25 protein-coding genes are annotated in these 24,136 nt (G+C 68.5%); 16 read left to right on the forward strand and 9 right to left on the reverse strand.

Annotation, left to right across the window (positions count from 1 at the left end; genetic code table 11):
• Nucleotides 1-135 precede the first annotated feature (135 nt).
• The 4 genes from mch to AKJ13_RS06965 all read right to left on the reverse strand — a co-directional run bounded on the left by mch (nt 136) and on the right by AKJ13_RS06965 (nt 4,246).
• Nucleotides 136-1,110 (reverse strand): methenyltetrahydromethanopterin cyclohydrolase, encoded by a 975-nt coding sequence (gene mch / locus AKJ13_RS06950; protein WP_050732693.1) that lies wholly within the window; start codon nt 1,108-1,110, stop codon nt 136-138.
• Entirely contained in the window at nt 1,110-2,258 is a 1,149-nt protein-coding gene (locus AKJ13_RS06955) for an ATP-grasp domain-containing protein (protein WP_050732694.1), read from the reverse strand. The genes mch and AKJ13_RS06955 overlap by 1 nt, the downstream gene beginning before the upstream one ends.
• Before the next feature lie 22 nt (nt 2,259-2,280).
• Nucleotides 2,281-3,174: an NAD(P)-dependent methylenetetrahydromethanopterin dehydrogenase gene (locus tag AKJ13_RS06960; protein WP_050732695.1), complete on the reverse strand. Its 894-nt coding sequence runs from the start codon at nt 3,172-3,174 to the stop codon at nt 2,281-2,283.
• Nucleotides 3,175-3,265: 91 nt separating this feature from the next.
• Entirely contained in the window at nt 3,266-4,246 is a 981-nt protein-coding gene (locus AKJ13_RS06965) for a beta-ribofuranosylaminobenzene 5'-phosphate synthase family protein (RefSeq protein ID WP_082316884.1), read from the reverse strand.
• A gap of 297 nt (nt 4,247-4,543) precedes the next feature.
• Between AKJ13_RS06965 and AKJ13_RS06970 the strand changes: the two genes are divergently transcribed.
• From AKJ13_RS06970 to folK, 16 genes are all read left to right on the forward strand, one after another.
• A complete protein-coding gene (locus AKJ13_RS06970) occupies nt 4,544-5,623 on the forward strand; it encodes a formyl transferase (protein ID WP_050732697.1) in 1,080 nt (359 codons plus the stop codon).
• Nucleotides 5,617-7,248, forward strand: a complete 1,632-nt coding sequence (locus AKJ13_RS06975; RefSeq protein ID WP_050732698.1) for a formylmethanofuran dehydrogenase subunit A — start codon at nt 5,617-5,619, stop codon at nt 7,246-7,248. Before AKJ13_RS06970 ends, AKJ13_RS06975 begins: the two co-directional genes overlap by 7 nt.
• A 27-nt stretch (nt 7,249-7,275) precedes the next feature.
• Nucleotides 7,276-8,223, forward strand: a complete 948-nt coding sequence (gene fhcD, locus AKJ13_RS06980; RefSeq protein ID WP_050732699.1) for a formylmethanofuran--tetrahydromethanopterin N-formyltransferase — start codon at nt 7,276-7,278, stop codon at nt 8,221-8,223.
• 3 nt (nt 8,224-8,226) lie between these two features.
• Nucleotides 8,227-9,021, forward strand: a complete 795-nt coding sequence (locus AKJ13_RS06985) for a formylmethanofuran dehydrogenase subunit C (RefSeq protein WP_050732700.1) — start codon at nt 8,227-8,229, stop codon at nt 9,019-9,021.
• 130 nt (nt 9,022-9,151) lie between these two features.
• Nucleotides 9,152-9,358 (forward strand): hypothetical protein, encoded by a 207-nt coding sequence (locus AKJ13_RS06990; RefSeq protein WP_050732701.1) that lies wholly within the window; start codon nt 9,152-9,154, stop codon nt 9,356-9,358.
• Between the two features lie 46 nt (nt 9,359-9,404).
• Entirely contained in the window at nt 9,405-11,039 is a 1,635-nt protein-coding gene (locus AKJ13_RS06995; protein ID WP_050732702.1) for an ATP-binding protein, read from the forward strand.
• Nucleotides 11,036-11,740 (forward strand): response regulator transcription factor, encoded by a 705-nt coding sequence (locus tag AKJ13_RS07000; RefSeq protein ID WP_007564433.1) that lies wholly within the window; start codon nt 11,036-11,038, stop codon nt 11,738-11,740. The genes AKJ13_RS06995 and AKJ13_RS07000 overlap by 4 nt, the downstream gene beginning before the upstream one ends.
• Before the next feature lie 222 nt (nt 11,741-11,962).
• Nucleotides 11,963-12,052: a pyrroloquinoline quinone precursor peptide PqqA gene (pqqA, locus tag AKJ13_RS07005; protein WP_007564431.1), complete on the forward strand. Its 90-nt coding sequence runs from the start codon at nt 11,963-11,965 to the stop codon at nt 12,050-12,052.
• 34 nt (nt 12,053-12,086) lie between these two features.
• Nucleotides 12,087-12,986 (forward strand): pyrroloquinoline quinone biosynthesis protein PqqB, encoded by a 900-nt coding sequence (gene pqqB / locus AKJ13_RS07010; protein WP_050732703.1) that lies wholly within the window; start codon nt 12,087-12,089, stop codon nt 12,984-12,986.
• 186 nt (nt 12,987-13,172) lie between these two features.
• Nucleotides 13,173-14,258, forward strand: coding sequence for a pyrroloquinoline-quinone synthase PqqC (gene pqqC, locus AKJ13_RS07015; RefSeq protein WP_050732704.1), 1,086 nt, complete (start codon nt 13,173-13,175; stop codon nt 14,256-14,258).
• The gene (pqqE, locus tag AKJ13_RS07020) at nt 14,255-15,400 is read left to right on the forward strand and encodes a pyrroloquinoline quinone biosynthesis protein PqqE (protein ID WP_050732705.1); all 1,146 of its coding nucleotides are present in this window, start codon (nt 14,255-14,257) and stop codon (nt 15,398-15,400) included. The genes pqqC and pqqE overlap by 4 nt, the downstream gene beginning before the upstream one ends.
• The gene (locus AKJ13_RS07025) at nt 15,397-16,107 is read left to right on the forward strand and encodes a hypothetical protein (RefSeq protein ID WP_082316880.1); all 711 of its coding nucleotides are present in this window, start codon (nt 15,397-15,399) and stop codon (nt 16,105-16,107) included. Before pqqE ends, AKJ13_RS07025 begins: the two co-directional genes overlap by 4 nt.
• Nucleotides 16,088-16,450, forward strand: coding sequence for a hypothetical protein (locus tag AKJ13_RS07030; protein ID WP_050732706.1), 363 nt, complete (start codon nt 16,088-16,090; stop codon nt 16,448-16,450). The genes AKJ13_RS07025 and AKJ13_RS07030 overlap by 20 nt, the downstream gene beginning before the upstream one ends.
• An 88-nt stretch (nt 16,451-16,538) precedes the next feature.
• The gene (folP, locus tag AKJ13_RS07035; protein ID WP_050732707.1) at nt 16,539-17,375 is read left to right on the forward strand and encodes a dihydropteroate synthase; all 837 of its coding nucleotides are present in this window, start codon (nt 16,539-16,541) and stop codon (nt 17,373-17,375) included.
• Nucleotides 17,372-17,749 carry a dihydroneopterin aldolase gene (gene folB, locus AKJ13_RS07040; protein WP_050732708.1) on the forward strand — a complete coding sequence of 126 codons (378 nt, stop codon included), beginning with the start codon at nt 17,372-17,374 and terminating at the stop codon, nt 17,747-17,749. The genes folP and folB overlap by 4 nt, the downstream gene beginning before the upstream one ends.
• Nucleotides 17,746-18,216, forward strand: a complete 471-nt coding sequence (folK, locus tag AKJ13_RS07045; RefSeq protein ID WP_082316881.1) for a 2-amino-4-hydroxy-6-hydroxymethyldihydropteridine diphosphokinase — start codon at nt 17,746-17,748, stop codon at nt 18,214-18,216. Before folB ends, folK begins: the two co-directional genes overlap by 4 nt.
• Before the next feature lie 6 nt (nt 18,217-18,222).
• Here the strand turns inward: folK and xoxJ are convergent, their stop codons facing one another.
• The 5 genes from xoxJ to rnd form a co-directional block, all read right to left on the reverse strand.
• The gene (xoxJ, locus tag AKJ13_RS07050; protein WP_050732709.1) at nt 18,223-19,068 is read right to left on the reverse strand and encodes a rare earth element methanol dehydrogenase accessory protein XoxJ; all 846 of its coding nucleotides are present in this window, start codon (nt 19,066-19,068) and stop codon (nt 18,223-18,225) included.
• Nucleotides 19,068-19,679 (reverse strand): c-type cytochrome, methanol metabolism-related, encoded by a 612-nt coding sequence (locus AKJ13_RS07055; protein WP_050732710.1) that lies wholly within the window; start codon nt 19,677-19,679, stop codon nt 19,068-19,070. Before AKJ13_RS07055 ends, xoxJ begins: the two co-directional genes overlap by 1 nt.
• A gap of 132 nt (nt 19,680-19,811) precedes the next feature.
• Complete coding sequence (gene xoxF1, locus AKJ13_RS07060) at nt 19,812-21,617, reverse strand: lanthanide-dependent methanol dehydrogenase XoxF1 (RefSeq protein ID WP_007564409.1); 1,806 nt, start codon at nt 21,615-21,617, stop codon at nt 19,812-19,814.
• Between the two features lie 795 nt (nt 21,618-22,412).
• Nucleotides 22,413-22,700 (reverse strand): hypothetical protein, encoded by a 288-nt coding sequence (locus tag AKJ13_RS07065; RefSeq protein ID WP_007564406.1) that lies wholly within the window; start codon nt 22,698-22,700, stop codon nt 22,413-22,415.
• Between the two features lie 205 nt (nt 22,701-22,905).
• Nucleotides 22,906-24,093 (reverse strand): ribonuclease D, encoded by a 1,188-nt coding sequence (gene rnd, locus AKJ13_RS07070; protein ID WP_050732711.1) that lies wholly within the window; start codon nt 24,091-24,093, stop codon nt 22,906-22,908.
• Nucleotides 24,094-24,136 lie beyond the last annotated feature (43 nt).

A 24,136-nucleotide genomic window follows, 5' to 3' on the forward strand; every position in this document is an offset into this window, starting at 1 on the left:
CGACCACGTGTTGCCCGATGCGGCGCGGGTCCCCTCCCCCGTGCGGGAGAATGTGCCTACGCCGCAAATGACCCATGACGGATCCTGTCCCGGCCTCTGACCGTGATGGGCTGAGGCCGGAATGTCCTGTGGCTGTTACGCGAACGATGCCTCCACCAGGGTCGGCTCCAGGCGGCCGCCGCGGTAGGTGGCGCCGGTGCGCACCGACGTGACGATCGCCTCGGCCGGCGAGAACAGCGCGCCGTCGATCTTGTAGAAATCGCCGTTCACGCGCGAGAAGATCTCGGCGAAGGGTGCCCCGTGATCGCTCGAGGTGGTGGACGGGATCTGCTCGGCGAGCTGCTTGGCGTCGGCATCGTCGGCATCGACGAAGAGCTGGACCCGGCCGCCGTAGATGATCGCGTCGTTGGTCCGGCCCATCGCCTTGATAAAATCCGGATGCGGCGGCGAGAGCGGCGCCGAGCCGATTCCGTCGACGATCGCGTGCAGGTCGAAGCCGACCGTGTGGGCCTTGTGCAGGGCGACTTCCAGCACGCGGGCGACGACCTGGGTCGAGCCGGCGAGGCTCTGCGTCGGCGCGAAGATGAAGGTCAGGTCCTCGGGACGCAGGCCGGTGGCCTCGGCGACCTTGGCAACGACGCTTTCCGGCGGTCCGCCCGCCGCTTCGAGGACCAGGGCGGTCTTCGTGGCCGAATCCCGGTAGCCCAGTTCCTCGTACAGATGCTCGACGGCCGCGACTGCGCGGCCCGGGCCAGAGCCGAGAGCGAAGAAGCCGGAATCGCCGGCCTCGTCGGCGAGGCTCCAGCCGGCATACTGGCTACCCAGGCAGGCGAGCACCGGATCGGCCGCGTGGACGATCACGGAATACGGCCAGGAGGCGATCGGGCCGCTCGGGGCGATGCTCACGGTGCCGAGGCCGCCGAGGCAGATCTCGGCGATGCGCCGTCCGGCCTCGATCGAGCCCCGTGCCTGCGCGCCGGCATCGACCATCCGGGCACCGCCCGCCGCCTGTGAGACCGACAGGCGCAGGGTCGCGGCGTCGGCCACGAACCGCTCGATCAGCGGCGCCGTGAGCGCGTTGACGCTGGGATAGGATTGGCTGGCACTCATCACAGGGTTTCCTCGGGGTGCGTTTTCTTTGCGGCCAGGTCGGCTTGGAGCCGCGCCGTCCGCGTCTTCAAACTGTCGAGCGCCGCCTGCCGGTCGGCCCCTAGGGCAAGCACCGTGCAGAGGGGCGCGTCGCGGCGGACCACCGTGCCGGGGCGCGGGCGGTCGCGCACGTGATCCGGCCACGGACAATCCGGGACGGGCGCATGCTCCCGATCCGCGTAACAGATCTGCGCGGCGGCCGCATCCGCCGGTTGCGGGCCGAGCACCGGCATGGCGCCGAGGCTGGCCTCGATATGGGCGGCCAGCAGGGGCGTGCTCCGGCGATCCAGGATATCGAGGGTCGCGCCGGGCCGCGGGTTGATCTCGGTGAGCCACCAGCCGGATTCATCGGCCAGGAAATCGGCGCTGCCGAGCCCGCGCAGCCCCGTCGCCGCGATGAGGCTCTCGACCGCCTCCGCGACGGCCTGCAGCAAGGGTGCGGGAAGAGGCTGGGCCTCCGCATCAGCCCCAACGAGGGCGCCGCCGTAGCGATAGGGCCGGATCGGTGACGGCGCGCACCATTGCTCGGTGACGGCCAGCACCTGCATCGTCTGCCCGTCGGCGAGGAAGTTCAGGGCGTGGGGCCGGCCGGGTGCTCGGGCCTGAACATAATGGCCCTCCGGCGCGGGGCCGCGCGTGGCCGGCCGGATATGGCTGCCGCCGCTGCCGCCGACCCGCTTGAGCAGCCAGCCGGACGGATCGGGCAGCGGACCCGTCGCGATCGCCGGATGCGGGATTCGGAAGCGGTCGCACAGGGCGGCGAATCCGAGCGGGTCCTTCAGCGCCGCGACGGCGTCCGCGTCGGCGCCGATCAGCCGGTGGCGCGCCGCGATGCGGGCGACGAGGTCGGGTGCGTCCTCGAACCCGCTGCCGAGGACGATGCCCAGGCGAGATCCGGCGCAAGCCGCCAGGTCGTCGATCGCCGCGAGCATCGCGTCGTCGGCGATCCGGCTGCCGAAGCGACCCGGCAGCGGCCTATAGGCTTCGCTGAGCGCCAGCGTATCGGCATCGCCGAACAGGTCGGCCACGAAGGGACGAAGGCCCGCGCGCCGAGCCGCCGCGGCGAGGGCGCGCCCGGCCTGCGCGGCGATCAGGATCGCCTCGGACATGCCGGGATGCGCCCGTGTTGGCTCAACCGGCGATATCGACCGCCAGGGTATAGGCGTCGCGGAAATCGAGGCAGAGCGGCGTGTCGGAGGCGAGCATCCGGTCGAACAGGCGGCGCTGCGTCTGGTATTTCACGTTGCCCACCGCCAGGGCACCGATGCCCACGCCCTTTCCAGCCGGAAGCGGCACGTCGACGGCGTTGACGTCGATCCCGGCGATGCCGGCCGGCGGCACCGCATTCACGTCGGAGGCGACCAGCAGCTTCGGAGCGGATTTCAGATCCTCGGCCGAGAGGATCGGGATGCCGGCCGGACCGGCGGACAGGATCACGTCGGCGTCGCGGATGGCGCGGCGGCGATCCTCTGGTGTGGTGCCGTCGACGGCGCCGACCTCGATGCCGAAGCGCCATTTCATCGTGAAGGCGATCTTCGAGACCCGCTCCTCGCCGTCATGGCCCACCAGGACGGTCTGTGCGCCCTGCAGCGCGCCGATCACCGCCGCCACGTAGGCCACGACGCCGGCGCCGCCGAAGATCACGATGCGCTTGCCGGTCAGGTCAGTGTTGAATTTTTGCCGCAGCGCACGGGAGACCTGCGCCACCATGGCGGCGCCTGTGGTGAACGAGCCGGCGGGATCGGCGAAGACATGGTTCACGAAGGGCGGCACGAACGCCTTCTTGGCCCGGTCGACCATGTCGAGGGCGTCCTCGGCGTTCTTGCCGCCGATGAAGATGCCGGTGCGGGTGCCGTCGGCCGGTGCGCGCGAGAAGATCGAATCCTGGGTCAGCGAGACGACGTCGGCGAGGCTGACCTCCGTGTAGGTCACCACCGTCTCGAAGCCGGCATCGATGGCCATGTTCACGTCGAACGGGCTCATGTGCCGGAGCGGCGTCAACATGTGGAGGATCGAGCGGGCCATGACGTTCTATCCCGTGGGGCGCGCATCAACCTGCGCCTGCCGACCGTCCAAACCCGCTGCGGGTGCCGCGGTCAAGTGCGCGGGCGGCAGTTCAGTCCGCCGTGGTTATCGATGCGCCGGTGTTGCGGCCGCGGGCGATGAGAAAGCGCAGCGGCCCGCCGCGGTCGAGACTTTGCACGAGGGCTCTCGCCTCGGCCTCGCTCGGCATCAGCACGAAGCCGGTCGGCCCCCAGGAGGATTGGCCGTAGCCGGGCACGCCCTGCGCGGCGACCTGGGCCAGCGCCTGCGCGACTGCGGCGCTGGCATAGCGACCGCCCTGATGCGGGGCGAAATGGTCGCCGATCAGATCCTGGATCCGGGTGATGCCGGCGCCGAAGCCCTGCGGTTCCGCGAGCGCGACCGCCGGCAGCACCTGCATCAGCACGATTCGGCAGATCTCCGCCGCCTGCGCCTCCGGGAAGCGCGGCAGGTCGCGAAAGGCCTCCACCTCCCGCGTGCCGTGCACGCCGGCCATGCTCTGATCGAGAATGAGGACGATGCGCCAAGCCTCGGGATAGGAGAGGCGCGCGATCACCGGCGGCGGGCCGCCGTCGCCGCCGCGGCCGCCATCGACGATCAGACCGCCTTCCGTGAAGGCGCTCAGGCCGACGCCCGACCGGTTGCCGCGATCGAGGCTCGAGGAAAAAGTTGCCGCCGAAAAAGTCTCTCGGCTGAGGCGTGCCAAGGCGGCCGCCACGGCCAAGGCCAGCTGGGTCCCAGATCCGAACCCGGCATGGGCCGGGATCGTCCGCTCGACTTCGATCGCGACAGAGTCCGGCTGCCCGAGATGGTCCGCCGCGGCGCGGGCGTAGCCCCGGACCCGCTCGGCTTCCGCGCCGGTGACGGAGAGATGCGCGGAATGGCGGGCGGTCAGCGCGACGGACGGGGCGTCGATGGCGAGGCCGATGCTGCCGAAGCGTCGTCCCAGCCCGCCATGCAGGTCGAGGAACCCGAAATGCAGCCGTGCCGGCGCCTCGACTCGGACGATGCTGCTCGGAGCGGTTGCCGTGTTCCGCTGGGGGACCTCGCCCACGCCCATTCCTTCGCAATCCACCGCCGAACCGCCGGGCTTTTCCCATGCGGCGGGCGCCCGAAGCAACGGGATCTTGCGGCCGATCGGACGAACCACGGTGGGCCCCCCTTGCCGCGGGGCGCGGATGAATGCAAACCTAGGCCAGCGACGGCGCGCCGAGTTGCCGCCCGCCCGGATTAGTCGGGCGGTCGAGCCATTCCGATCCGGCGGGATTCTCCTTCGGGAGTGAACCCGCTTCGTCCGGTCTTACGGCCGTCGCCCGCTCCGAAGCCAAACAATAACGTCGCGTGAGGGAGCATGGCAGCCTGGGTGAAGGGTGGCGCGACGGACGCGGACACCGCCATCGGGGCGGCCGTATCCCTGCTCGCCAAGGCGCGCGCGCCGGTGATCGCCGGCCTCAGCGCCGATGTCGCCGCGATCCGCGCGGCCTACGATCTTGCGGGGCGCATCGGCGCCTCGATCGACACTGCGGGGGCAGTCGGCACCTATGCCGAGCTCGGCGCGCTGAGCCGGGTCGGGGCCATGACCTCGACGCCCGCCGAGGCGGTCGGCCGTGCCGATGCCGTCTTGGTCGTCGGCGCGGCGCCTTGGCATACGCCGCTCCTGCAGCGCCTGACGGGGGCAAAGCCCACGCGGGGTCGCGCCGCCGGTGCGGACCGGACGCTCCTGGCGCTCGGCGCCGGGTCGGAGGGTTCGAAGGCTTCGCTGTCCTGCCCGGCCGCGGGCGGGTTGGCTGAGGCGGTCGCGGAGCTGCGCGCCTACGCCAAAGGGCATCTCGCGGGTGATACGCCGCAGGCCGAGCTCGTCGCGCGGATCGCTGCCGCACAATACGGCGTCCTTCTCTACGATCCCACCGAACTCGGTGAGCTCGGCGTGGAGATGCTTCAGGGCTTCGCCATGGAGCTGAACGAGACCACGCGCTGCTTCACGCTCGCCGTCGCGGGGCCCGATCAGGACCGCGCCGTGGTGCCCGTGGCCGCTTGGTTGACCGGCCAGGCGCCGCGCAGCGGCTTCGGACGCCGCGTGCCCGAACATGATCCGTGGCGGTTCGATGTCGCCCGCCAGGTTGCCGCTGGCGAGGTCGATGCCGTCGTCTGGCTCGCCGCATTGCCCCTCGACCGGCCGGAATGGCTGGCTGCGGTGCCGTCCATAGCCTTGGTCGCCGAGGCCGAGGCTTCTCTCGCCGATGTGGTGATCGCGGTCGGGCGTCCCGGCCGCGATCTCGGCGGCGTCTTATGGAATGAGCAGCGCGCCGCGCTGACCTATTGGCCGGCCTCGGCGCCGACGGACCTGCCGTCCGCCGCGTCGGTGCTGGGTGCCCTGACGGAGCGCCTGGCCGAAGGTCGCCCTGCCTCGAGGAGTGAGCCCGCATGCTGAGCGTGATCCGGGGCGGGCGCGTCGTCGATCCGACCGCGTCCCGCGATGCCGTTGGTGACGTCTGGATCGAGGACGGCCGCGTGGTCGAGCCGGCGGGCCAGGAGCCCGATCGGGTGATCGACGCGTCGGGCTGCGTCGTGATGGCGGGCGGCGTCGAGGTGCATTCGCACATCGCCGGCGGCAACGTGATCACCTCGCGCCTGCTCCTGCCAGACCTCTACGTGAGCGAGGCCTCGCCCGAGGGGCATCCCTTCGCCCATGCGGGCGGAGCCGCGGGCTGGATCGGGTCGACCTACGCGCGGATGGGCTACACCACGGCGGTGGAGCCGGCGATGCCGCCGACCCACGCGCTGGCAACCCAGCTCGAACTCGCCGACATCCCGCTGCTGGATCGCGGCGCGCTCACCGTGATGGGCAACGACGATCAGCTGCTGCAACTGCTGCGCGAGCGCCAGGGCGGCAACGCCGTGCGCGACCTCGTCGCGCTCTCGGTCGCCACGTCGCGCGGCCTCGGGGTCAAGTGCATCAATGCCGGCGGTGCCTCCGCCTTCAAGGACGGCGCTCTGCGCCTGTCGCTGGACGACGAGATCCCGGTCTACGGTCTCTCGACCCGGCAGATCATGGGCTCGCTCCTCGACGCAGTCGAGGAAATCGGTGTCCCACACCCGCTGCACGTCCACTGCAACAATCTTGGCCTGCCCGGGGCAGACGATTCCTTCGTCGAGACCCTGGACGCGGCGGAAGGTCGGCGCATCCATTTCGCCCACGCGCAATTCTACGCCTACGGCGCGACCGAAGGTGGTGGCTTCCGTTCCGCCGCCGAGCGGATCGCGCAGGCCATCGCCGACAACCCGAACGCGACCCTCGATATCGGGCAGGTCGTGTTCGGCCAGACGGTGACCGTGTCGCTCGACATCCTGCGCCAGTTCGCCGGCCGCAAGGGCGCCAAGCCGAAGAAGTGGGTTCTGAACGCCGGCGATGCCGAGGGCGGCGGCGTCGTGCCGTTCCTGTACCGGCCGCGCGGCCCGACCAGCTCGCTACAATGGGCGATCGGCCTGGAGATCATGCTGCTCTCGACCGATCCGGAGCGCACGATCCTCACCACCGACCACCCCAACGGCGGCCCGTTCACGCAATATCCGCGGATCATCCATCTGCTGATGGACAAATCCGAGCGCGACCGCGAGATCGCGACGCTGCCGGGCATCGTCGGCGAGCGGTCCGGCCTTCCCGGCCTGGAGCGGGAATATACCCTCTCGGAGATCGCCCAACTGACCCGGTCCGGCCCGGCCAAGCTCTTAGGCCTCGCGGATCGCGGCCATCTGCGGCCGGGCGCCTGCGCCGACGTCGCGGTCTACCGCGACGACACGAACCGCACGGCGATGTTCACCGCCGCCAAGCTCGTCCTCAAGGACGGGGTGCCGATCGTCGAGGACGGCGAGGTGGTCGAGTGGCGCGCGGGCCGGACGCTGTCGCTCTCGGTCGAGTCGGATCCGGCGATGGCCAAGCGCGCCGATACCTACCTGACGGACCGGTTCGGCGCGGGGCTCGACAGCTTCACGGTGCCGGATGCGGCCTTCGACGCGGATGCGGACACCTTCGAGGCCGTGCCATGCCGGGCGTGATCAGCGAGGCGAGTGGCGGAAACAACCATGTCTGAGCTCAGCCTCAACGGCATCCCGATCGTCGACACCTTCGCGGAAGCGTTCGACGTTGCCGGGACCGCCATCATCGTCACCAACGACACCGCCAAATGGGCCATGATCGCGGCCACCACCATGACGGGCTTCGCCACGTCGGTGATTGGCTGCGGAGCCGAGGCCGGCATCGATGCCGAGCTGACGCCGGAGGAGACTCCGGATGGCCGGCCCGGCGTGCGCATCCTGCTGTTCGGCTTCGAGCCGAACGGTCTGAAGGACCAGCTGATCAAGCGCGTCGGCCAGTGTATCCTCACCTGCCCGGGCACGGCCTGCTATGCCGGCGTGGATGGGCCGACCAAGATCAAGCTCGGTGGCGCGATCCGGTATTTCGGTGACGGCTTCGCCATTGCCAAGCGCCTGCCCGATACCTCCGGCAAGGCCCGGCGCTACTGGCGCATCCCGGTCATGGACGGCGAGTTCCTCTGCGAGGATTCGGTCCGGGCCGTCGACGGGGCGGTCGGCGGCGGCAACCTGCTGTTCCTCGGGCGGACGCATAAGGATACGCTCATCGTCGCCGAGGCGGCGGTCGAAGCTGCCAAGGCGGTTCCCGGCGCGATCCTGCCGTTCCCGGGCGGCATCGTCCGCTCAGGCTCGAAGGTCGGCGGCCGGACCAAGGGCATGATGGCCTCCACCAATGACGCCTATTGCCCGACCTTGAAGGGCCGGGCCGGCTCGGCGCTTCCCGCCGATTGCGGCGTCGTGCTGGAGATCGTGATCGACGCCCTGACCTCGCAGGGCGTGTCCGACTCGATGCGCGCCGGCCTCCACGCCGCCACCGAGATCGGCGGCAAGCACGGGCTGATCGCGGTCACGGCCGGAAATTACGGCGGCAATCTCGGCCGCCACCATTATCATCTGCGCGACCTGCTCGCGCGCGACGACGCCAAGACGGAGGGCTGAGCCTTGAGCACCCTCACCCTGCGCGCGGCCCCGCCCGAGCGGCTCGACTTCCTCAACATCAACCCGCTGGCGCTCAGCCGCCTGTCCCAGGCCGAGGCCGAGCGCCTGGAGGTCGGGACGACCCGCACCGGTATGCGTCTCGGCGATTGCTTCACGGTCGCGCTCGACGGCTCCGACACCCTGACCATCGAAGGCGGCCATGAGCGCCTCGACCGCGTTGGCGCCTCCCTGTCCGAGGGGACGATCCGCGTCACCGGTGATGTCGGCCAGCGCCTCGGCGAGGGCATGGCCGGCGGCAGCCTGACCGTGGCCGGCCATGCCGGCCCCTATGCAGGTGCCGGTGCCACCGGCGGTACGATCACGATTGAGGGCGATGCCGGCGACTATGCCGGTGGGGCCGTCTACGCGGCCAAGGCCGGTCTCGACGGTGCGACGCTGATCATCCGCGGGACGGCCGGGGCCCATCTTGGCGACCGGATGCGGCGCGGGCTTCTTCTGGCAGGCCGGGCGGGCGCCTATGCCGGCTCGCGGATGATTGCCGGGACCCTGGCGGCGCTCGCGGTGGGCGACCATCCGGGCTACGGTATGCGCCGCGGGACCCTGCTGGTCGGGTCGCACGGGCGGCTGTCGCCGACCTTCGTGGAGACCGGGACGCACGACCTCGTGTTCCTGAAGCTCCTGGCGAAATCCCTGTCGGGTATCAGCGCGGAGCATGCCGCGCTGCTCGGCCGGCCGCTGCGCCGCTATTCCGGCGACCTCGCCACGATCGCCAAGGGCGAGATCTGGGTCGCGTCCTGACGCCGCTCTGGGCAGAGCGGCCGTGCGCGGCATATGCTCTGCCCAAGCCGGCCCGCACGAGGCCGGCAAGGTTCTGCATCTTCCACGCGACGGACACCGTCTATCAGGATGATGCACGAGGGAGACGCCCATGCTCCTGCTTCTGTCCATCTGCCTCGTCGCCCAGCCCTCGACCTGTCGCGAGGACCGGATCGAGATGTCCTACGAGGGCTCGACCCCCTTCATCTGCCTGCGCCATTCGCAGAGCGCGCTGGCGACCTGGCAGGCCGCCCATCCGGATTGGCATGTCGAACGCTGGCGCTGCGCCGCGCGCGGCAGCCTGCCGAAGAATCTGTGACGGCGCGCAGCAACCGCGCACGGCGCTTCCCGCCGGGATGGGGCCGATGCGTTCGCTGAAGCTCCGCTTCGCGCTGCTGCTCGGCGGTACCGCCGTCGTCGTGATGCTCGCGGCCATCGCGGCCTTGGCCTCGATCGCGGCTGCCGAGCGAACCGTCGACCGCACGCTGGAGGCGCAGCGACGCCTGGAATTGCTCGCCGAGCTGTCCGGCCGCCTGACCCAGTTCGGCCTAGCGGCGGTCGAGACCGTGGGCAATCCCGACGGTCAGCCCGAGGCGATGGCGATCGCCCGCGACAATGCCGACCGTGCGCTGACCACGGTGGACGAGGCGCTCGCGCAGAGCTTTCCGCCGAGCGACGACCCGGCCGACCGCATGCAATACGCTGCGCGGACGCGCCCGATGGCGCAGCTGCGCGCCGCCCGCGTCGTGCTCGACCGTCAGGTGGCCCGGATCAACCGCCAGACCGAGCCGGAGAAACGTCAGGACGCGATCAAGGGCGCGCTCAACGGCTTCGGGGCGATGACCGGCCAGCCGCTCTCGTTCCTGATCGAGGCCGAGCGGCGCAGCATGGCACTGGGGTCCGAGCAGGCGCGGGCCCTGTCGGCACGGCTGCGCGTGGCGGCGGCATCCGCGGTCGCGGCCGCCCTGGTCCTGCTGGCGGTGCTGTATCGCGGCGTGACCCGGCCGACCCTGGCGCGGATCGAGGAGGTCCGGCGGGCCGCAAGCGCCATCGGTCACGGCGCCCTCGACACGCGCCTCTCTGTGGCGACCCGCGACGAACTCGGGCTGCTGATGACCAACGTCAACCGCATGGCCGCGCGGCTCGCCCGTCGTGAATCGCGGGTCGCGGCCGACCGGGCGGCGTTGGAGGATACGGTTGCGGCGCGCACCGCCGATCTGCGCGCGGCCAATGCCCGGCTTGAGGCCGTGGACCGCTCCCGACGGCGCTTCTTCGCCGATGTCAGCCACGAACTGCGCACGCCGCTCACCGTGATCCTGGGCGAATGCGATCTCGCCCTGCGCGGCGTGTCCCGGGGCGCCGATCCGGGGCCGGTCTTCACGACGATCCGCAAGCGGGCGCAGCGGCTGAAGCTGCGCGTCGAGGACCTGCTGCGCGTCGCCCGCTCCGAATCCGGTGAGATCGAGTTCGACAAACGCCCCCTGGGACTCGCCTCGGTGCTCGCAGAGGCCGTCGACAACATGGGCTCCGAGGCGGCCCGCCGCCGGGTGGAGCTCAGTCTTGATCCCGGCAGCCAGGATGTCGAGTGCCTGGCCGACCGCGAGTGGCTCCGCCAGACCGTCGAGAGCTTGGTGGACAATGCCCTGCGCCACGCCAAGGGGCTGACCCGGATCGAGGTCGCGCTGTCGGCCGAGCCCGGCGCTCGCGCCCGGATCACCGTCACGGATGACGGCCCGGGTTTCGGCGCCTCCGAGGCCGAGCTGTTCGAGCGGTTCCGGCGCGGCGCCGGGGCGAGCCCGGACGAGACCGGCTTCGGCATCGGGCTCGCCTTGGCGCGCTGGATCGTCGAGCAGCATGGCGGCACCATCCGCCTCGGCGCCGGTTCGGACGGGCGCGGCGCCCGGGTCAGCCTGGACATGCCGGCGCTCGATCCGGCATGGGAGATCGGCACGGTCGGGAACGCGGCCGGCGACGCGCAGGTGAGGGAGCCGGCCGCATGACGCGGATCCTGATCGTCGAGGACGATATCGATATCCGTGGCCTTCTGGCCCGCGGCCTGGAAGCCGAGGGGTTCGAGGTCGGCACCGCCGCCTGCGTCGACGAGGCTCTGAAGGCCGCCCACGATCCGGCGCCCGGCGCGGTCCTGCTCGACATCAACCTGCCGGACGGGTCCGGGCACGATGTCTGCCGATCGCTGCGCGAGGGTGGCTTCCCGGGCGCGATCCTGTTCCTGTCCGCCCGCGACGAGATCCGCGACCGCGCCGAGGGGCTGGCGCTCGGCGCCGACGATTACATCGTCAAGCCGTTCGTGTTCGACGAGCTGGTGGCGCGCCTTCGCACGCATCTGATGCGCCGGGAGCAGGCCGAGGCGCCGCGCTCGCGCATCACCGCCGGCCGGCTGATGCTCGATCTCGACACACGCCAGGCGAGCTGCGGCGAAGCCAGCGCGCGCCTGACCCCCCGCGAGGCCGACCTGCTCGCCATGCTGATGGAGAGCATCGGCAAGCCGGTGTCCCGGGCCGACATCTTCGACCGTCTCTGGGCCAGCCAGGGCGGCCTCTCGCTCAACGTGGTGGACGTCTATATCGGCTATCTGCGCTCCAAGATGGCCGACTTCGTGCGCTTTGGCGGCCCGGGATTGGTCACCGTCCGGGGCAAGGGCTTCATGCTTGAGCTGCGCGGTCCCGACTTCCGTCAGTGAACGACTATACTTAAGTCAAATTCGGTAACGTTTCCGGCGCGGCGCCGGGCATTTAGGTCGAGTCTCACGAAAAATTTGGGAGGATCCGGCAAGTTAGTGCTTGAAGACCGCAGCTGAATCGCCGATATCGAGTGCGCGCCGGAAATCAGAGCGCCATCAGTGTCTTAGGGGCCTCTTAGGAACCCGTGACGCTTGGTGAGGATACCGCCAAGGAGAAACACCATGAAGTGGGCTGCCCCCGTTGTGTCCGAGATCTGCGTCGGCATGGAAGTGACCAGCTACGAGTCCGCTGAGATCGACACCTTCAACTGAGTTTCCAGGAGCCGGGGATCGCGGGAACCGCACCATGCGCGTCGTGATCCTCGGCTCCGCGGCCGGCGGCGGCCTTCCTCAGTGGAATTGCCGCTGCCCCATCTGCGCCATGGCGCGGTCCGAGCCCGACCGGGTGCGAGCCCGGACGCAGTCGAGCATCGCGGTCTCCGCAAACGGAACCGACTGGCTCCTGATCAACGCGTCGCCCGACATCCGGCAGCAGCTTTTCGACAATCCCCAGATGCATCCCCAGGAGGGATTGCGGCACTCGCCGATCCGGTCCGTCCTCCTGACCAACGGGGACGTGGACCATGTGGCAGGTCTCCTGACCCTGCGCGAGGGCCAGCCCTACTCGCTCTACGCCACCCGCGGCATTCTGGATTCCGTCAACGCCAACCGCGTGTTCGACGTTATGGCCGAGGGCGTCGTCGCCCGGCAGGCGGTCACCATGGACCGGCGTTTCGAGCCGCTGCCCGGCCTGTCGGTCACGCTGTTCCCGGTACCCGGCAAGGTGCCGCTCTGGCTCGAAGACGAGACCATGGAGATCGGCGCCGAAACGGAGACCACCGTGGGCGCCCTGATCGAGGCGAATGGCCGTCGTCTCGCCTACATCCCCGGTTGCGCCCGGGTCACGGACGGCCTGCGCGACCGGATCGCCGGCGTCGACGCCCTGCTGTTCGACGGCACCGTGCTGCACGATGACGACATGATCCGGGCCGGTGTCGGCACCAAGACCGGCTGGCGCATGGGCCATGTCCCGATGCGCGGGGCGAACGGTTCGATCGACGCCCTGGCCGGCACAGCGATTGGGCGTCGGGTATTCGTCCACATCAACAACACCAACCCGGTCCTGGTCGAGGGCTCGCCGGAACGGGCCGATGTCGAGGCGGCCGGTTGGACAGTGGCCCATGATGGGCTGAGCCTCACCCTCTGAGGCACATTCGACCAGCGGTTGGGTGCGGGCCCGGTCGGCACTATATTGAGACCAAGCCCGGATATTCACCCGACCGGGGTCTCGTCTCGAGAGGCAGCGACTGGTTTCGGGATGACGACGACGCTCTCAGCTAGGGCGGGATCGGAATACAGGAAACGCGACCCTAGGACGGATTCCGGAAACGCCATGAACGCAGTCTTCCCGACCCCCGATGCCGCTGACAGCCAGCGCCTCCTGAGCCCGGACGAGCTGGAGGCGGCGCTCCGCGACATCGGCGCGCGCCGGTACCACAACCTGCATCCGTTCCACCGGCTCCTGCACGACGGCAAGCTCTCGAAGGATCAGGTCCGGGCCTGGGCACTGAACCGCTACTACTACCAGGCAATGATCCCGGTGAAGGACGCCGCCGTCCTCGCGCGTATGACCGACGCGTCCCTGCGGCGGATCTGGCGGCAGCGCATCGTCGATCACGACGGCGACCATCCGGGCGACGGCGGGATCGAGCGCTGGCTGAAGCTCGCCGAGGGCGTCGGCTTCGAGCGCGACTACGTCCTCTCGACCCGGGGTATCCTCTCGGCGACGAAATTCTCCGTTGAGGCCTATGTTCACTTCGTCGCGGAGAAGAGCCTGCTCGAGGCGATCGCCTCGTCGCTGACAGAAATGTTCTCGCCGACCATCATTTCCGAGCGTGTCGCCGGAATGCTGAAGAACTACGACTTCATCACTAAGGACACGCTGGCCTATTTCGACAAGCGCCTCACCCAGGCGCCGCGCGACGCCGACTTCGCCCTCGACTACGTGAAGACGCACGCGACAACGCCCGAGCTGCAGCGCCAGGCGATGGCCGCGCTGACGTTCAAGTGCAACGTGCTCTGGACGCAGCTCGACGCCCTCTACTTTGCCTATGTCGCCCCCGGGATGATCCCGCCGGACGCCTGGACGCCGGGGACCGGGCTGGTCGCCGAGGCGCCGGCGTCTCAGGTGGCGCCCGGTGTCCGCAAGATGGTTGCCGGGGATCGGCCGCGCCTGCCGCGCGGCGTCCGCCTGCGCCACGACGAGACCCGCGGCAAACACGTCCTGCTCGCCCCCGAGCGGACCTTCGACCTCGACGACAACGCCGTGGCGGTGCTCAAGCTGGTGGACGGCAACCGCACCGTCGCGGCGATCGCCGATGAATTGGGCCGGACCTATGCGGCCGACCCGCGCGCCATCGAGGCCGACATCCTCGTGATGCTGGACGGTTTGGCGGAGAAACGGGTCCTGGAGCGATGAACGCACTGACGCCGAACCGGCCGGACGTGCCGGCGCCGGTCGGTCTGCTCGCCGAGCTAACCCACCGCTGCCCGCTGCGCTGCCCCTATTGCTCGAATCCGCTGGAGCTCGATCGCCGGTCCGGCGAGCTCGACACGGCGACCTGGCAGCGCGTCCTGACCGAGGCGTCGGGCCTCGGCGTGCTTCACGTTCACCTGTCGGGCGGCGAGCCGACCGCCCGCAACGACATCGTCGAGATCACCAAGACCTGCGCGGATCTCGGGCTCTACTCGAACCTGATCACCTCCGGGGTCGGCGGCGCGCTGTCCAAGCTCCAGGCGCTCTACGACGTCGGGCTCGACCACGTGCAGCTCTCGGTGCAGGGCGTCGATGCGCAGAATGCCGAGAAGATCGGCGGCCTGAAGAACGCGCAGCCGCAAAAATTCGAATTCGCCGCCAAGGTGGTCGAGCTCGGTCTGCCGCTGACGCTGAACTCCGTCATTCACCGCGGCAACATTCACGAGGTCGAAGGCTTCATCGACCTCGCCGTGAAGATGGGCGCCAAGCGCCTCGAGGTGGCGCACACCCAGTATTATGGCTGGGCCTACGTCAACCGCGCCGCCCTGATGCCGGACAAGGCGCAGGTCGATGCCTCAATCCGGATCGTCGAGGCCGCGCGCGAACGTCTCAAGGGTCAGCTCGTCATCGATCTCGTCGTACCGGATTACTACGCGAAATACCCGAAGGCCTGTGCGGGCGGTTGGGGCCGCAAGCTCATGAACGTCACGCCCCAGGGCAAGGTCCTGCCCTGCCACGCGGCCGAGACGATCCCGGGCCTCGAATTCTGGCACGTCACCGAGCACTCGCTCGGCGAGATCTGGCGGGACTCCCCGGCCTTCACCGCCTATCGCGGAACCGACTGGATGCAGGAGCCCTGTCGCTCCTGCGACCGGCGGGAGAAGGATTGGGGCGGCTGTCGGTGCCAGGCCCTGGCGCTCGCCGGAGATGCCGCGGCCACGGACCCGGCTTGCTCGCTCTCGCCGCTCCACGCCAAGGTGCGGGCGCTCGCCGTCGAGGAGGCGGCCGAGACCCCGCCGGATTACGTCTATCGGACGATCGGCAGCAACGTCCGGTCGCCGTTCAAGGAGGAAGTCAACTCGTGAAGCTTCTCGCCACGACAGCCGTCGCGCTGGTGCTGGCCGCTATGCCGGCGCTTGCCGAGGATGCGCCCAAGCCCGGGACGGTCACCCAGGTCAACGCGGCGGCTCCGCCCAGTGCGGCCGATCTTCTGTTCGACCAGCCGCATATGAAGAACGCCGCCCCCGGTTCGACGATCACGTACGATTACCTGCGCCGCTCGGGCATTTCCAAGGGACCCTTCGGCCCGCCGCTCTCGGATACGGTCACGCTCAAGCTGGAGCCCGGGAAGACTCCCGAGGGGCGGGACATCAGCGTGACGATGTTCTCCGGCATGAACCGGATGCCGGCCGGCCCCTTCGAGGATATGAGCGGCAACCCAGTGGTCTCGCTCTTCCTCGAGAACCATCTGCGCTCGCTGGCGAAGGTCCTGGAGGCGAATCCGCGTTACCTGAAGCTCGCGATCCGCAAGGGTCTGCGCGAGGGCGCGGCCGTGACGCCGACCAAGGTCACGGTGGGCGGCCGCGAAGTTGATGGCTGGCGGGTCGAGATCCAGCCCTTCGCCAAGGATGCCATGGAACAGCGCATGCGCGGCATGGACAAGATGACCTACACCTTCATCACGTCCCCGGAGGTTCCCGGCCAGATCGTCTCCATCGAGGCGCAGTCGAAGAATGCCGAGGGCGGCGAATTGCTTGAGGAGAAGCTGAGCTATGATCAGAAAGCTGGCTGAACGCGGCGCGCTGGCCGCCCTCGCCCTGTCCCTCTCGGCCGTCGCCGGTTGGGCGGCGGACGAGAACGATTATCCCACCGATGCGCGGGTCGATTACGTCTTCGGCTGCATGGCCGCCAACGGCCAGACCCGCGAGAGCATGCAGCGCTGCTCCTGCTCGCTCGACCAGCTCGCCGCGATCCTGCCCTACGACAAGTACGTCCAGGCTAGCACAGTCCTGTCCATGCGCCAGGGCATCGGCAACCGGGCGAACGAGTTCAAGTCCACCAAGATCTTCGACGACAAGGTCGCGGATCTTCGGCGCGCCCAGGCCGAAGCGGAAATCCGCTGCTATCGCGGATGATGACGCGTCGGTGACGGTCGGCGTTGCGCTGGCCTGTTGTTTCGATCACACCGGGTCCCGAACCGCTCCTGAGAACGGGACCCGATCCGTGCCCCCCTCCCCCGGCCTGTCCGACCTGTTGCCCGGCCTCGGGTCGCGCACGCTGGTCATGGGCATCCTCAACGTCACGCCCGATTCCTTTTCCGATGGCGGCCTGTTCACCGGCGAGGCCGAAGCCGTCGCGCAGGCCGAGCGCCTTGTGGCCGAGGGTGCCGCGATCCTCGATATCGGCGGCGAGTCGACCCGGCCCGGCCACGTTCCCGTCCCGGCCGAGGAGGAGCAGGCCCGCGTTCTGCCGGTGATCCGGGCCGTGGCGCCCCGAATGACGGTCCCGATCTCGATCGACACCTACAAGGCCTCCACGGCCCGCGTCGCCCTTGAGGCCGGGGCCCGCATCGTCAACGACGTCTGGGGCCTCCAGCGCGAGCCCGACATCGCCACGGTGGCGGCCGCGCATGGCGCGCCGGTCGTGATTATGCACAACCGCGAGACCATCGACGCCGACCTCGACATCGTCGCCGACATGCGGGCCTTCTTCGAGCGCTCGCTGGACATCGCGCGCCGGGCGGGCATTCCGGACCGCGACATCGTGCTCGATCCCGGTGTGGGTTTCGGCAAGACCTGGTCGCAGCACCTCGAGGCGCTCCGGCGCCTGCCCGAGATCCAAGCCCTCGGTTTCCCCGTCTTGGTCGGGGTGTCCCGCAAGTCGCTGCTCGGCCGCCTGCACGATCGCGAGACCCGTCCCGCGGACCGGCTCTATGGATCCCTGGCGGCCCACACGCTCGCCGCGACCCTGGGGGCCAACATCGTCCGGGTGCACGATGTCGCCGCCCATATCGACGCGATGCGGGTGGTCGACGCCGTCATGCGCCCGGAGGCCCAATGAGCATGGACCGGATCGGGGTCGCGCGCATCGCGGTGTTCGGCCGCCACGGCGTGCTGCCCGAGGAGGCGGTTCTCGGCCAGCGCTTCTATATCTCGTTGGATGCGCGCGTCGATCTCGCACCGGCCGGCCGCTCGGACGACGTCGCCCACACGGTGAGCTACGCGGATCTGACGCAGATCGCCGTGGATATCGCCACGGAGCGGCGCTTCAACCTAATCGAGGCTCTGGCTGAGGTCATCGCGGCCACGATTCTCGAACGCTTCGGCTCGGTCGAATCGATCACGGTGCGGGTCGATAAGCCGAGCGCGCCGGTCCCGGCGATCCTGGACGGGGTCAGCATCGAGATCACGCGGCACCGCGGAGAGAACGCGTGAGAGCCTATCTCGGCATCGGCAGCAATATCGGCGACATGGCCGCGATGCTGGACCGCGCGGTCGCGGGGCTCGGTGCGACGCCGGGTATCCGGGTGGCCGCCCGTTCCGCCGATTACCGGACTCCGCCCTGGGGCAAGACCGATCAGCCCTGGTTCCTTAACGGTGCGGTGGCCGTGGATACCGACCTCGACCCGCACGGCCTGCTCGACGCGTGCCTGGCCGTCGAGCACGCGCTCGGACGGATCCGTGAAGAGCGCTGGGGGCCGCGGGTGATCGATATCGACGTCCTGGCCTATGAGGGCGCGGCCGTCGACGACAACCGTCTCGTGCTGCCGCACCGCCATGTGCGCGAGCGGGCGTTCGTTCTGGTGCCGCTGGCCGAGATCGCCCCCGATCTCGTGATCGGCGGCGAGCGGGTCGTCGATGCCTTGGCAAAGCTCGACCGGGCCGGGATCGAGCGGGCCTGAACCCGCTCAGCGCTCGTTCGGCTCAGCGAGCTTGCTCTCCTCGTCGTCCAAGAGCGGCACGTCGTAATCGCGCAGCACCTTGTCGATATCGGACTTGCGCTTGCGCAGGACGGTGTTCAGCGAGCGCTTCCAGTCGTTCTCGCCGAGCCGCACGCCCATGGCGATCCGGTAGGCCATCGGCGGACGCGGCGGCTCCTTAAGCAGGGGCACGACCGTCATCGGCGTGCCGGATTGCTTGGCGAGCCAGCCGGCGGCGGGTCCCCAGAGCACGGCCGCGTCGATCTCCTTGGCGGCGAGCGCCCCGATGATCTCGGCGCCCACTGTCTGGAACTTGCGGGACGGGTCGAGCTGGTAGGGCGCGTAGGCCTTCATGGTCGTGACCAGGCCCAGATCGCCCATCCGGTTTACCGGCGGCGTGCCGGCGATCACCCCGATCGCCTTGCCCTTCAGCCGCGGGTCGTCGAGGGCGGTGATGCCGTCGAGTTCACCCGTCCGGGTGACCAGCGTGTAGGACGAGCGGTAGTACGGGTTGGTGGTCTGGACGAGGTCGCTGCCGAAGGCCTGGCCGATGATCAAGTCGCACAGGCCGGTGCCGAGCGTGTTGCGCACGAAGCCCGGGCCTTGCGTCAGCCAGTAATAGCGGAGCTTGACCTTCAGCTCGTCGGCGATGATCGCCGCGATCTTGTTCTCGAAACCATCCTCCTTGCGTTCGGAGAACGGCATGTTGCCGGGATCGCCGCAGACGCGCAGCACATCGGTCGTGACCGTGTCCGGCAGGTGCTGCGCGGTGGCCCCCTGCGCCACCGTCATCGACAGGGCGCAGAGGGCGAAAGTCCGGAGCAAGGGCGCCATCAGCCGCCCATGCACTCCTTCTCGGCCTTCCGGGCGGCCTCGGGCTTGTCCTCGTGTTCGGAGGGACGCACGCGGCCCACCGCGCCGTCAGCACGCGCCTTGAGGTAGGTGTAGAGGTCGTCCGAGTAGCACATGACGTTCTTGTTGTCGCCGAAGGCGGGCATGACCTTCTGCTCCGACGCGCTCACGTCCTGCTTGCCACCGACCAGGATGCCGATGAACTCCTCGTACGAGAGGGTCTTCAGCGAGTCCTTCAGCGCCGGCGCGTAGGTCGAGCCCATGCCGTCGGGACCGTGGCAGACGTGGCACTCGGCGTGATAGCGGCGGTAACCGGAGTAGGTGTACCAGTCCAGCTTCTTGCCGTCGTCGGTGACGTGATACGTCGGATGGCCGTCGGCATCGAAATACTTGCCGTCCTCGACCTTAACGGCGGCGTTCTTCTTCAGTAGCGCAGGGTCCTGCTCGGCGGTCTTGTCGTTCGCGTTGAGCGAATTGGCGAGCGCCGGATTGGCAGGCTTGGCATCCTCAGCATGTACGGCAACCGCGGAAACGGTCGCTAGGGCGAGGGCGGCGAGAACCGGCCGCGTTACGATGTTGCTGAGGTTGTGCAACGTGTAGTCTCCCTAGAACGAGGCCCTTCGTCTCGCGTTGAGCCGCGGCCTCTTACAACAAATTCTAATCACAAGGGTGCCGGCGCGGAAACCCGCGCCGGCACCATTTTGCTACCGAGACCCTGCGGCCGATTAGTTCGGCAGAGCGAAGACGGTCAGCTGACCACCGAGGTTGGTGTACTGCGACAGAGCCGCGTAACCACCCACCGCGCCGAGGCCGGCGTTCGGGTCGGTCAGGCCGGCCGCGAGGCCGATGCCGGCCCAGCCGCCGACGCCCGAGAGGACGCCCACGTACTGCTTGCCCTTGAGCTGGTAGGTCATCACGTTGCCGATGATGCCCGACGGGGTCTTGAACTTGAACAGCTCCTTGCCGCTCTTGTCGTCGACCGCCTTCAGGTAACCCTCGAGGGTTCCGTAGAACACCACGTCACCGGCGGTGGCGAGAGCACCGGACCAGACCGAGAACTGCTCGGCGTTGGACCACTTGATCTTACCGTTGACGCCGTCCCAGGCGATGAAGTTACCCATGCCGCCGTGCGAGTTCGGGGCCGGGTACATCGACAGGGTCGCACCGACGTAGGGCTGACCCGGGGTGTAGGTCACCCGGAACGGCTCGTAGTCCATGCAGACGTGGTTGGTGGGCACGTAGAACAGGTTGGTCTTCGGCGAGAAGGCAGCAGGCTGCTGATCCTTGGTGCCCAGCGCCGCCGGGCAGATACCCTTGGAGTTGGTGTCCTCGCCGTTCTGCTCGGTCGAGTACTTCGACACGACCAGCGGCCGGCCGTAGTTCTTCGAACCCTTGTCCATGTCGACCTTGGACGCCCAGTTGACGGCCGGATCGAACTTCTCGGCGACCAGCAGGGCGCCGTTCTCGCGGTTCAGCGTGTAGCCGAAGCCGTTACGATCGAAGTGGGTCAGGAGCGGCTGCTCCTTGCCGTCGATCTTCTGATCCGTGAGGATCATCTCGTTGATGCCGTCGTAGTCCCACTCGTCGTGCGGGGTCATCTGGTAGACCCACTTGGCCATACCGGTATCCGGGTTACGCGCCCAGATGGTCATGGACCACTTGTTGTCGCCCGGACGCTGCTTGGGGTTCCAGGTCGAGGGGTTGCCCGAGCCGTAATACATCAGGTCGAGCTTGGGGTCGTACGAGAACCAGCCCCAGGTGCAGCCGCCGCCGGTCTTCCACTGATCGCCTTCCCAGGTCTTCAGCGAGGAATCCTTGCCGATGGGCTTGCCGAGCGAGGTGGTCTTCTCCGGGTCGACGATCATCTGATCGTCCGGGCCCTCGGAGTAGCCGCGCCACACCTTCTTGCCGGTCTTCAGGTCGTAAGCGGTGACGTGGCACTGCACGCCGAACTCGCCGCCCGAGATGCCGACGATGACCTTGTCCTTCACGGGCAGAACCGTGGCGGTGTTGGTCTCGCCCTTCTTCGGGTCGCCGTTGACGACCGACCAGTTCACCTTACCGGTCTTGGCGTCGAGCGACACAAGGGTGGTGTCGGCCTGGTGCAGCAGGATGGCGCCGTCGGCGTAAGCCAGGCCGCGGTTGACCGTGTCACAGCACATGACCGGGATCACGGACGGATCCTGCTTCGGCTCGTACTTCCAGACGATCTTGGCCTCGTGCTCGAGGTCGAGAGCGTACACGATGTTCGGGAACGGCGTGTGGACGTACATCATGTTGCCGATCACGAGCGGCGAGCCCTCGTGGCCGCGCAGCACGCCAGTCGAGAAGGTCCAGGCGACCTGGAGGTTCTTCACGTTCGACGCGTTGATCTGATCGAGCTTCGAATAGCGCGTATTGGCGTAGTCGACGGTCTGAAGCGCTTGCTCCGCCGGGTTGGCGATGCTCTTCAGGACGCTTTCGTTGGCCAGCGCCGGCGCGGCGATGGCCGCGACACCTGCGCCGAGCGCGAGGAGATGTACCGCTCTCATGGGTTCCTCCGACAAGTCTTTAAGAGTCTTTCAGACGCGCTGAGAGAGTGGCGTCACTCGGACCCCGACCTGACTGTTTGCGACAGGGATGGACGCTTCGGTAGCGGGCGTAGCGGACTTGAGGAGACCAAAAGATCCCCTCGCCAGGAGCCGCCATCCCTGAGGCGGCCCCCTCGAAACCGAAGCTTGAATGGACCTTAAGAGATTTTTGAGCGCCGTCAACTCGCTGTTCTCCGACCCTGACGACACGGTGAAAGCTTCTTTTCGCATGACAAAGTCCGGTGGAATGTCATTGCTGCGCGAAAAGAAATGTTGCGGCGCACAAGCGCGGCTGGAGGTCTACGGCTCGATCTCGCGTCGGCGTAACGCACGCTCATGCAAGTCTTGCACAGCCCGCGAGAATGCCGTGATCAACTATGCTTCGGTTGCGTGGGCTGGTCCTGACCTGTGACCGCCTGGCACCTCCTCCGACGTCTTCGGGGTTGCGGTGCGCAATCGCCGTCTGTGGAAACCAGACGCCTGTTTCATAGGTTGAGGATGCTGCGTTCTCTCGCCGCATGGGTTGTAAGCCATTCGGGTACGCAGTGAGCGTCGCTCATCGCGATGCTGTGATTGCCGAATCGTCCTGAAACTTCGCGCGACGAGACAAGCAGGACGTCGAGGGTCCAGCAGTTGAGGCACGTTCAGCGGGCCCCAGCATCAAGGCTGCAGGCAAAACAGGAAAATCGCGACCGACGATTCGCCTCGAATCTGTACGCCGTGACGCTTGACCGACGTCTGTGCCTGGGACCCCCGTCAGAGGGCTCCGACCGCACCAGTGCTCTCGAACTCCGCGGTGTCGCCGACAAGGTCCGTCAGCGAGATGTCGAGGCGGCGACCGGTCTTGAGACGCAGCTGCGCGTCGGGTTCGAGCCAGATCGGCCGCAGCCCGGCATGGCTGCCATGGAGATCGCCATAGGCGAAAAGACCGCCTTGCCGGCGCTCCACCACGACGCGGTAGCGAACCCGTACGGTTTCGCACCCTTCGGCCGTAACGAGGCCGCGCCCGGTCAGCGTCGTGAGAATCTCGTTCGGCTCGAACATACGCGGGACGCGGTGGCAGGATTAAGTGGCAATCGCCTTTGCCACTTAATCCTGCCACCGCGGCGTGTCACGCCCTCGTGATGCGCTGGCCCGACAAACCGCGTGGGTTGCCCGCGGAAGCGCCCCCCCGGTCACGGACCGACCGTCGGTGTTCCCTATCCCGGAAGTCCGACCCTCAGAGGTGTGCCCGGCAGGAACGCCCTGATCAGCCGAGCGCGACAGGTCGATCGGCAGCGTGCGTCGGCTCCAGCTCCCGGACCACGATCCGCCCGCTCTCGACGGAGAGCGCGAGATGGCCCTGCTTGAGCGCCAGGGCCTTGTCGCCGAACAGGGTTCTGCGCCAGCCCTGGAGCGCCGGCACCTCGGCAGCGTCGTCATCCGCGATGGCTTCAAGATCGTCGACCGTCGCGATGATTTTCGGCGCCACGGCCTCGGATTCGCACACCGCCTTCAGCAGAACCTTCAGCAGCTCGACGATCGCGCCGTTGCCGCCGCTCCGGCGCATCCGCTCGGGCATGCGGATGTTGCCGGTATCCCGCGCGAGGCCGCGTTCCACCGCCGCCAGGATATCGGCGCCGGTGCGCGAGCGCTCGAACCCGGCCGGGATGGTGCGCAGCCGGCCCAGGGCCTCGGCGTTGCGCGGCGCCGCGGAGGCGACGTCGATGACGGCTTCATCCTTCAGCACGCGGCCACGCGGGACGTTGCGGGCCTGGGCCTCGCTCTCGCGCCACGCCGCCACCTCCATCAACACTGCGATCTCGCGGGGCTTGCGCATCCGGCCGGACAGCCGCCGCCAGGCCTGCGTGGGATCCGCCCGGTAGGTCTCCGGCGAGGTGAGAACCGCCATCTCCTCGTCGAGCCAGGCGCCGCGATCCGTGCGCAGGAGCTCGGCGACGAGGACCTCGTAGACCTTCACCAGATGCGTCACATCGGACAGGGCGTAGCTGAGCTGGGCCTCCGAGAGCGGACGGCGCGACCAGTCGGTGAAGCGCGAGGACTTGTCGATCTTCGCCTTGGCCACGTCGTTGACGAGCTGCTCATAGGACACGGAGTCGCCGTAGCCGCAGACCATGGCGGCCACCTGGGTGTCGAAGAACGGCTGCGGCAGGATCCCACCCAACAGCCAGATGATCTCGAGGTCCTGGCGGGCGGAGTGGAACACCTTCACGGTCCGCTCGTCCGCCATCAGGTCAATGAACGGCTGCAGGTCGATGCCCGCCGCCAAGGGATCGACCAATACGCCGGTCCCGTCCGGCGCCGCGATCTGGATCAGGCACAGTTTCGGATAGTACGTCGTCTCGCGCATGAACTCCGTGTCGACCGTCACGAAGGGTTGCTCGGCGAGACGCGTGCAGACGTCATGCAGCGCGGCGGTGGTTGTAATCAGGTCCATGAATCCGGCTATACGCAACCGACGCCGTCATGGGGAGCCGCCG

Source organism: Methylobacterium sp. ARG-1 (assembly GCF_001262595.1).
Lineage (GTDB): Bacteria > Pseudomonadota > Alphaproteobacteria > Rhizobiales > Beijerinckiaceae > Methylobacterium > Methylobacterium brachiatum.

Excerpts from the sequence above, each read along its gene's own strand:
- mch (WP_050732693.1), bottom strand. The coding sequence starts at position 1,110 with ATGAGTGCCAGCCAATCCTATCCCAGCGTCAACGCGCTCACGGCGCCG.
- AKJ13_RS06955 (WP_050732694.1), bottom strand. The coding sequence starts at position 2,258 with ATGTCCGAGGCGATCCTGATCGCCGCGCAGGCCGGGCGCGCCCTCGCC.
- AKJ13_RS06960 (WP_050732695.1), bottom strand. The coding sequence starts at position 3,174 with ATGGCCCGCTCGATCCTCCACATGTTGACGCCGCTCCGGCACATGAGC.
- AKJ13_RS06970 (WP_050732697.1), top strand. The coding sequence starts at position 4,544 with ATGGCAGCCTGGGTGAAGGGTGGCGCGACGGACGCGGACACCGCCATC.
- AKJ13_RS06975 (WP_050732698.1), top strand. The coding sequence starts at position 5,617 with ATGCTGAGCGTGATCCGGGGCGGGCGCGTCGTCGATCCGACCGCGTCC.
- fhcD (WP_050732699.1), top strand. The coding sequence starts at position 7,276 with ATGTCTGAGCTCAGCCTCAACGGCATCCCGATCGTCGACACCTTCGCG.
- AKJ13_RS06990 (WP_050732701.1), top strand. The coding sequence starts at position 9,152 with ATGCTCCTGCTTCTGTCCATCTGCCTCGTCGCCCAGCCCTCGACCTGT.
- AKJ13_RS06995 (WP_050732702.1), top strand. The coding sequence starts at position 9,405 with ATGCGTTCGCTGAAGCTCCGCTTCGCGCTGCTGCTCGGCGGTACCGCC.
- AKJ13_RS07000 (WP_007564433.1), top strand. The coding sequence starts at position 11,036 with ATGACGCGGATCCTGATCGTCGAGGACGATATCGATATCCGTGGCCTT.
- pqqA (WP_007564431.1), top strand. The coding sequence starts at position 11,963 with ATGAAGTGGGCTGCCCCCGTTGTGTCCGAGATCTGCGTCGGCATGGAA.
- pqqB (WP_050732703.1), top strand. The coding sequence starts at position 12,087 with ATGCGCGTCGTGATCCTCGGCTCCGCGGCCGGCGGCGGCCTTCCTCAG.
- pqqC (WP_050732704.1), top strand. The coding sequence starts at position 13,173 with ATGAACGCAGTCTTCCCGACCCCCGATGCCGCTGACAGCCAGCGCCTC.
- pqqE (WP_050732705.1), top strand. The coding sequence starts at position 14,255 with ATGAACGCACTGACGCCGAACCGGCCGGACGTGCCGGCGCCGGTCGGT.
- AKJ13_RS07030 (WP_050732706.1), top strand. The coding sequence starts at position 16,088 with ATGATCAGAAAGCTGGCTGAACGCGGCGCGCTGGCCGCCCTCGCCCTG.
- folB (WP_050732708.1), top strand. The coding sequence starts at position 17,372 with ATGAGCATGGACCGGATCGGGGTCGCGCGCATCGCGGTGTTCGGCCGC.
- xoxJ (WP_050732709.1), bottom strand. The coding sequence starts at position 19,068 with ATGGCGCCCTTGCTCCGGACTTTCGCCCTCTGCGCCCTGTCGATGACG.
- xoxF1 (WP_007564409.1), bottom strand. The coding sequence starts at position 21,617 with ATGAGAGCGGTACATCTCCTCGCGCTCGGCGCAGGTGTCGCGGCCATC.
- AKJ13_RS07065 (WP_007564406.1), bottom strand. The coding sequence starts at position 22,700 with ATGTTCGAGCCGAACGAGATTCTCACGACGCTGACCGGGCGCGGCCTC.
- rnd (WP_050732711.1), bottom strand. The coding sequence starts at position 24,093 with ATGGACCTGATTACAACCACCGCCGCGCTGCATGACGTCTGCACGCGT.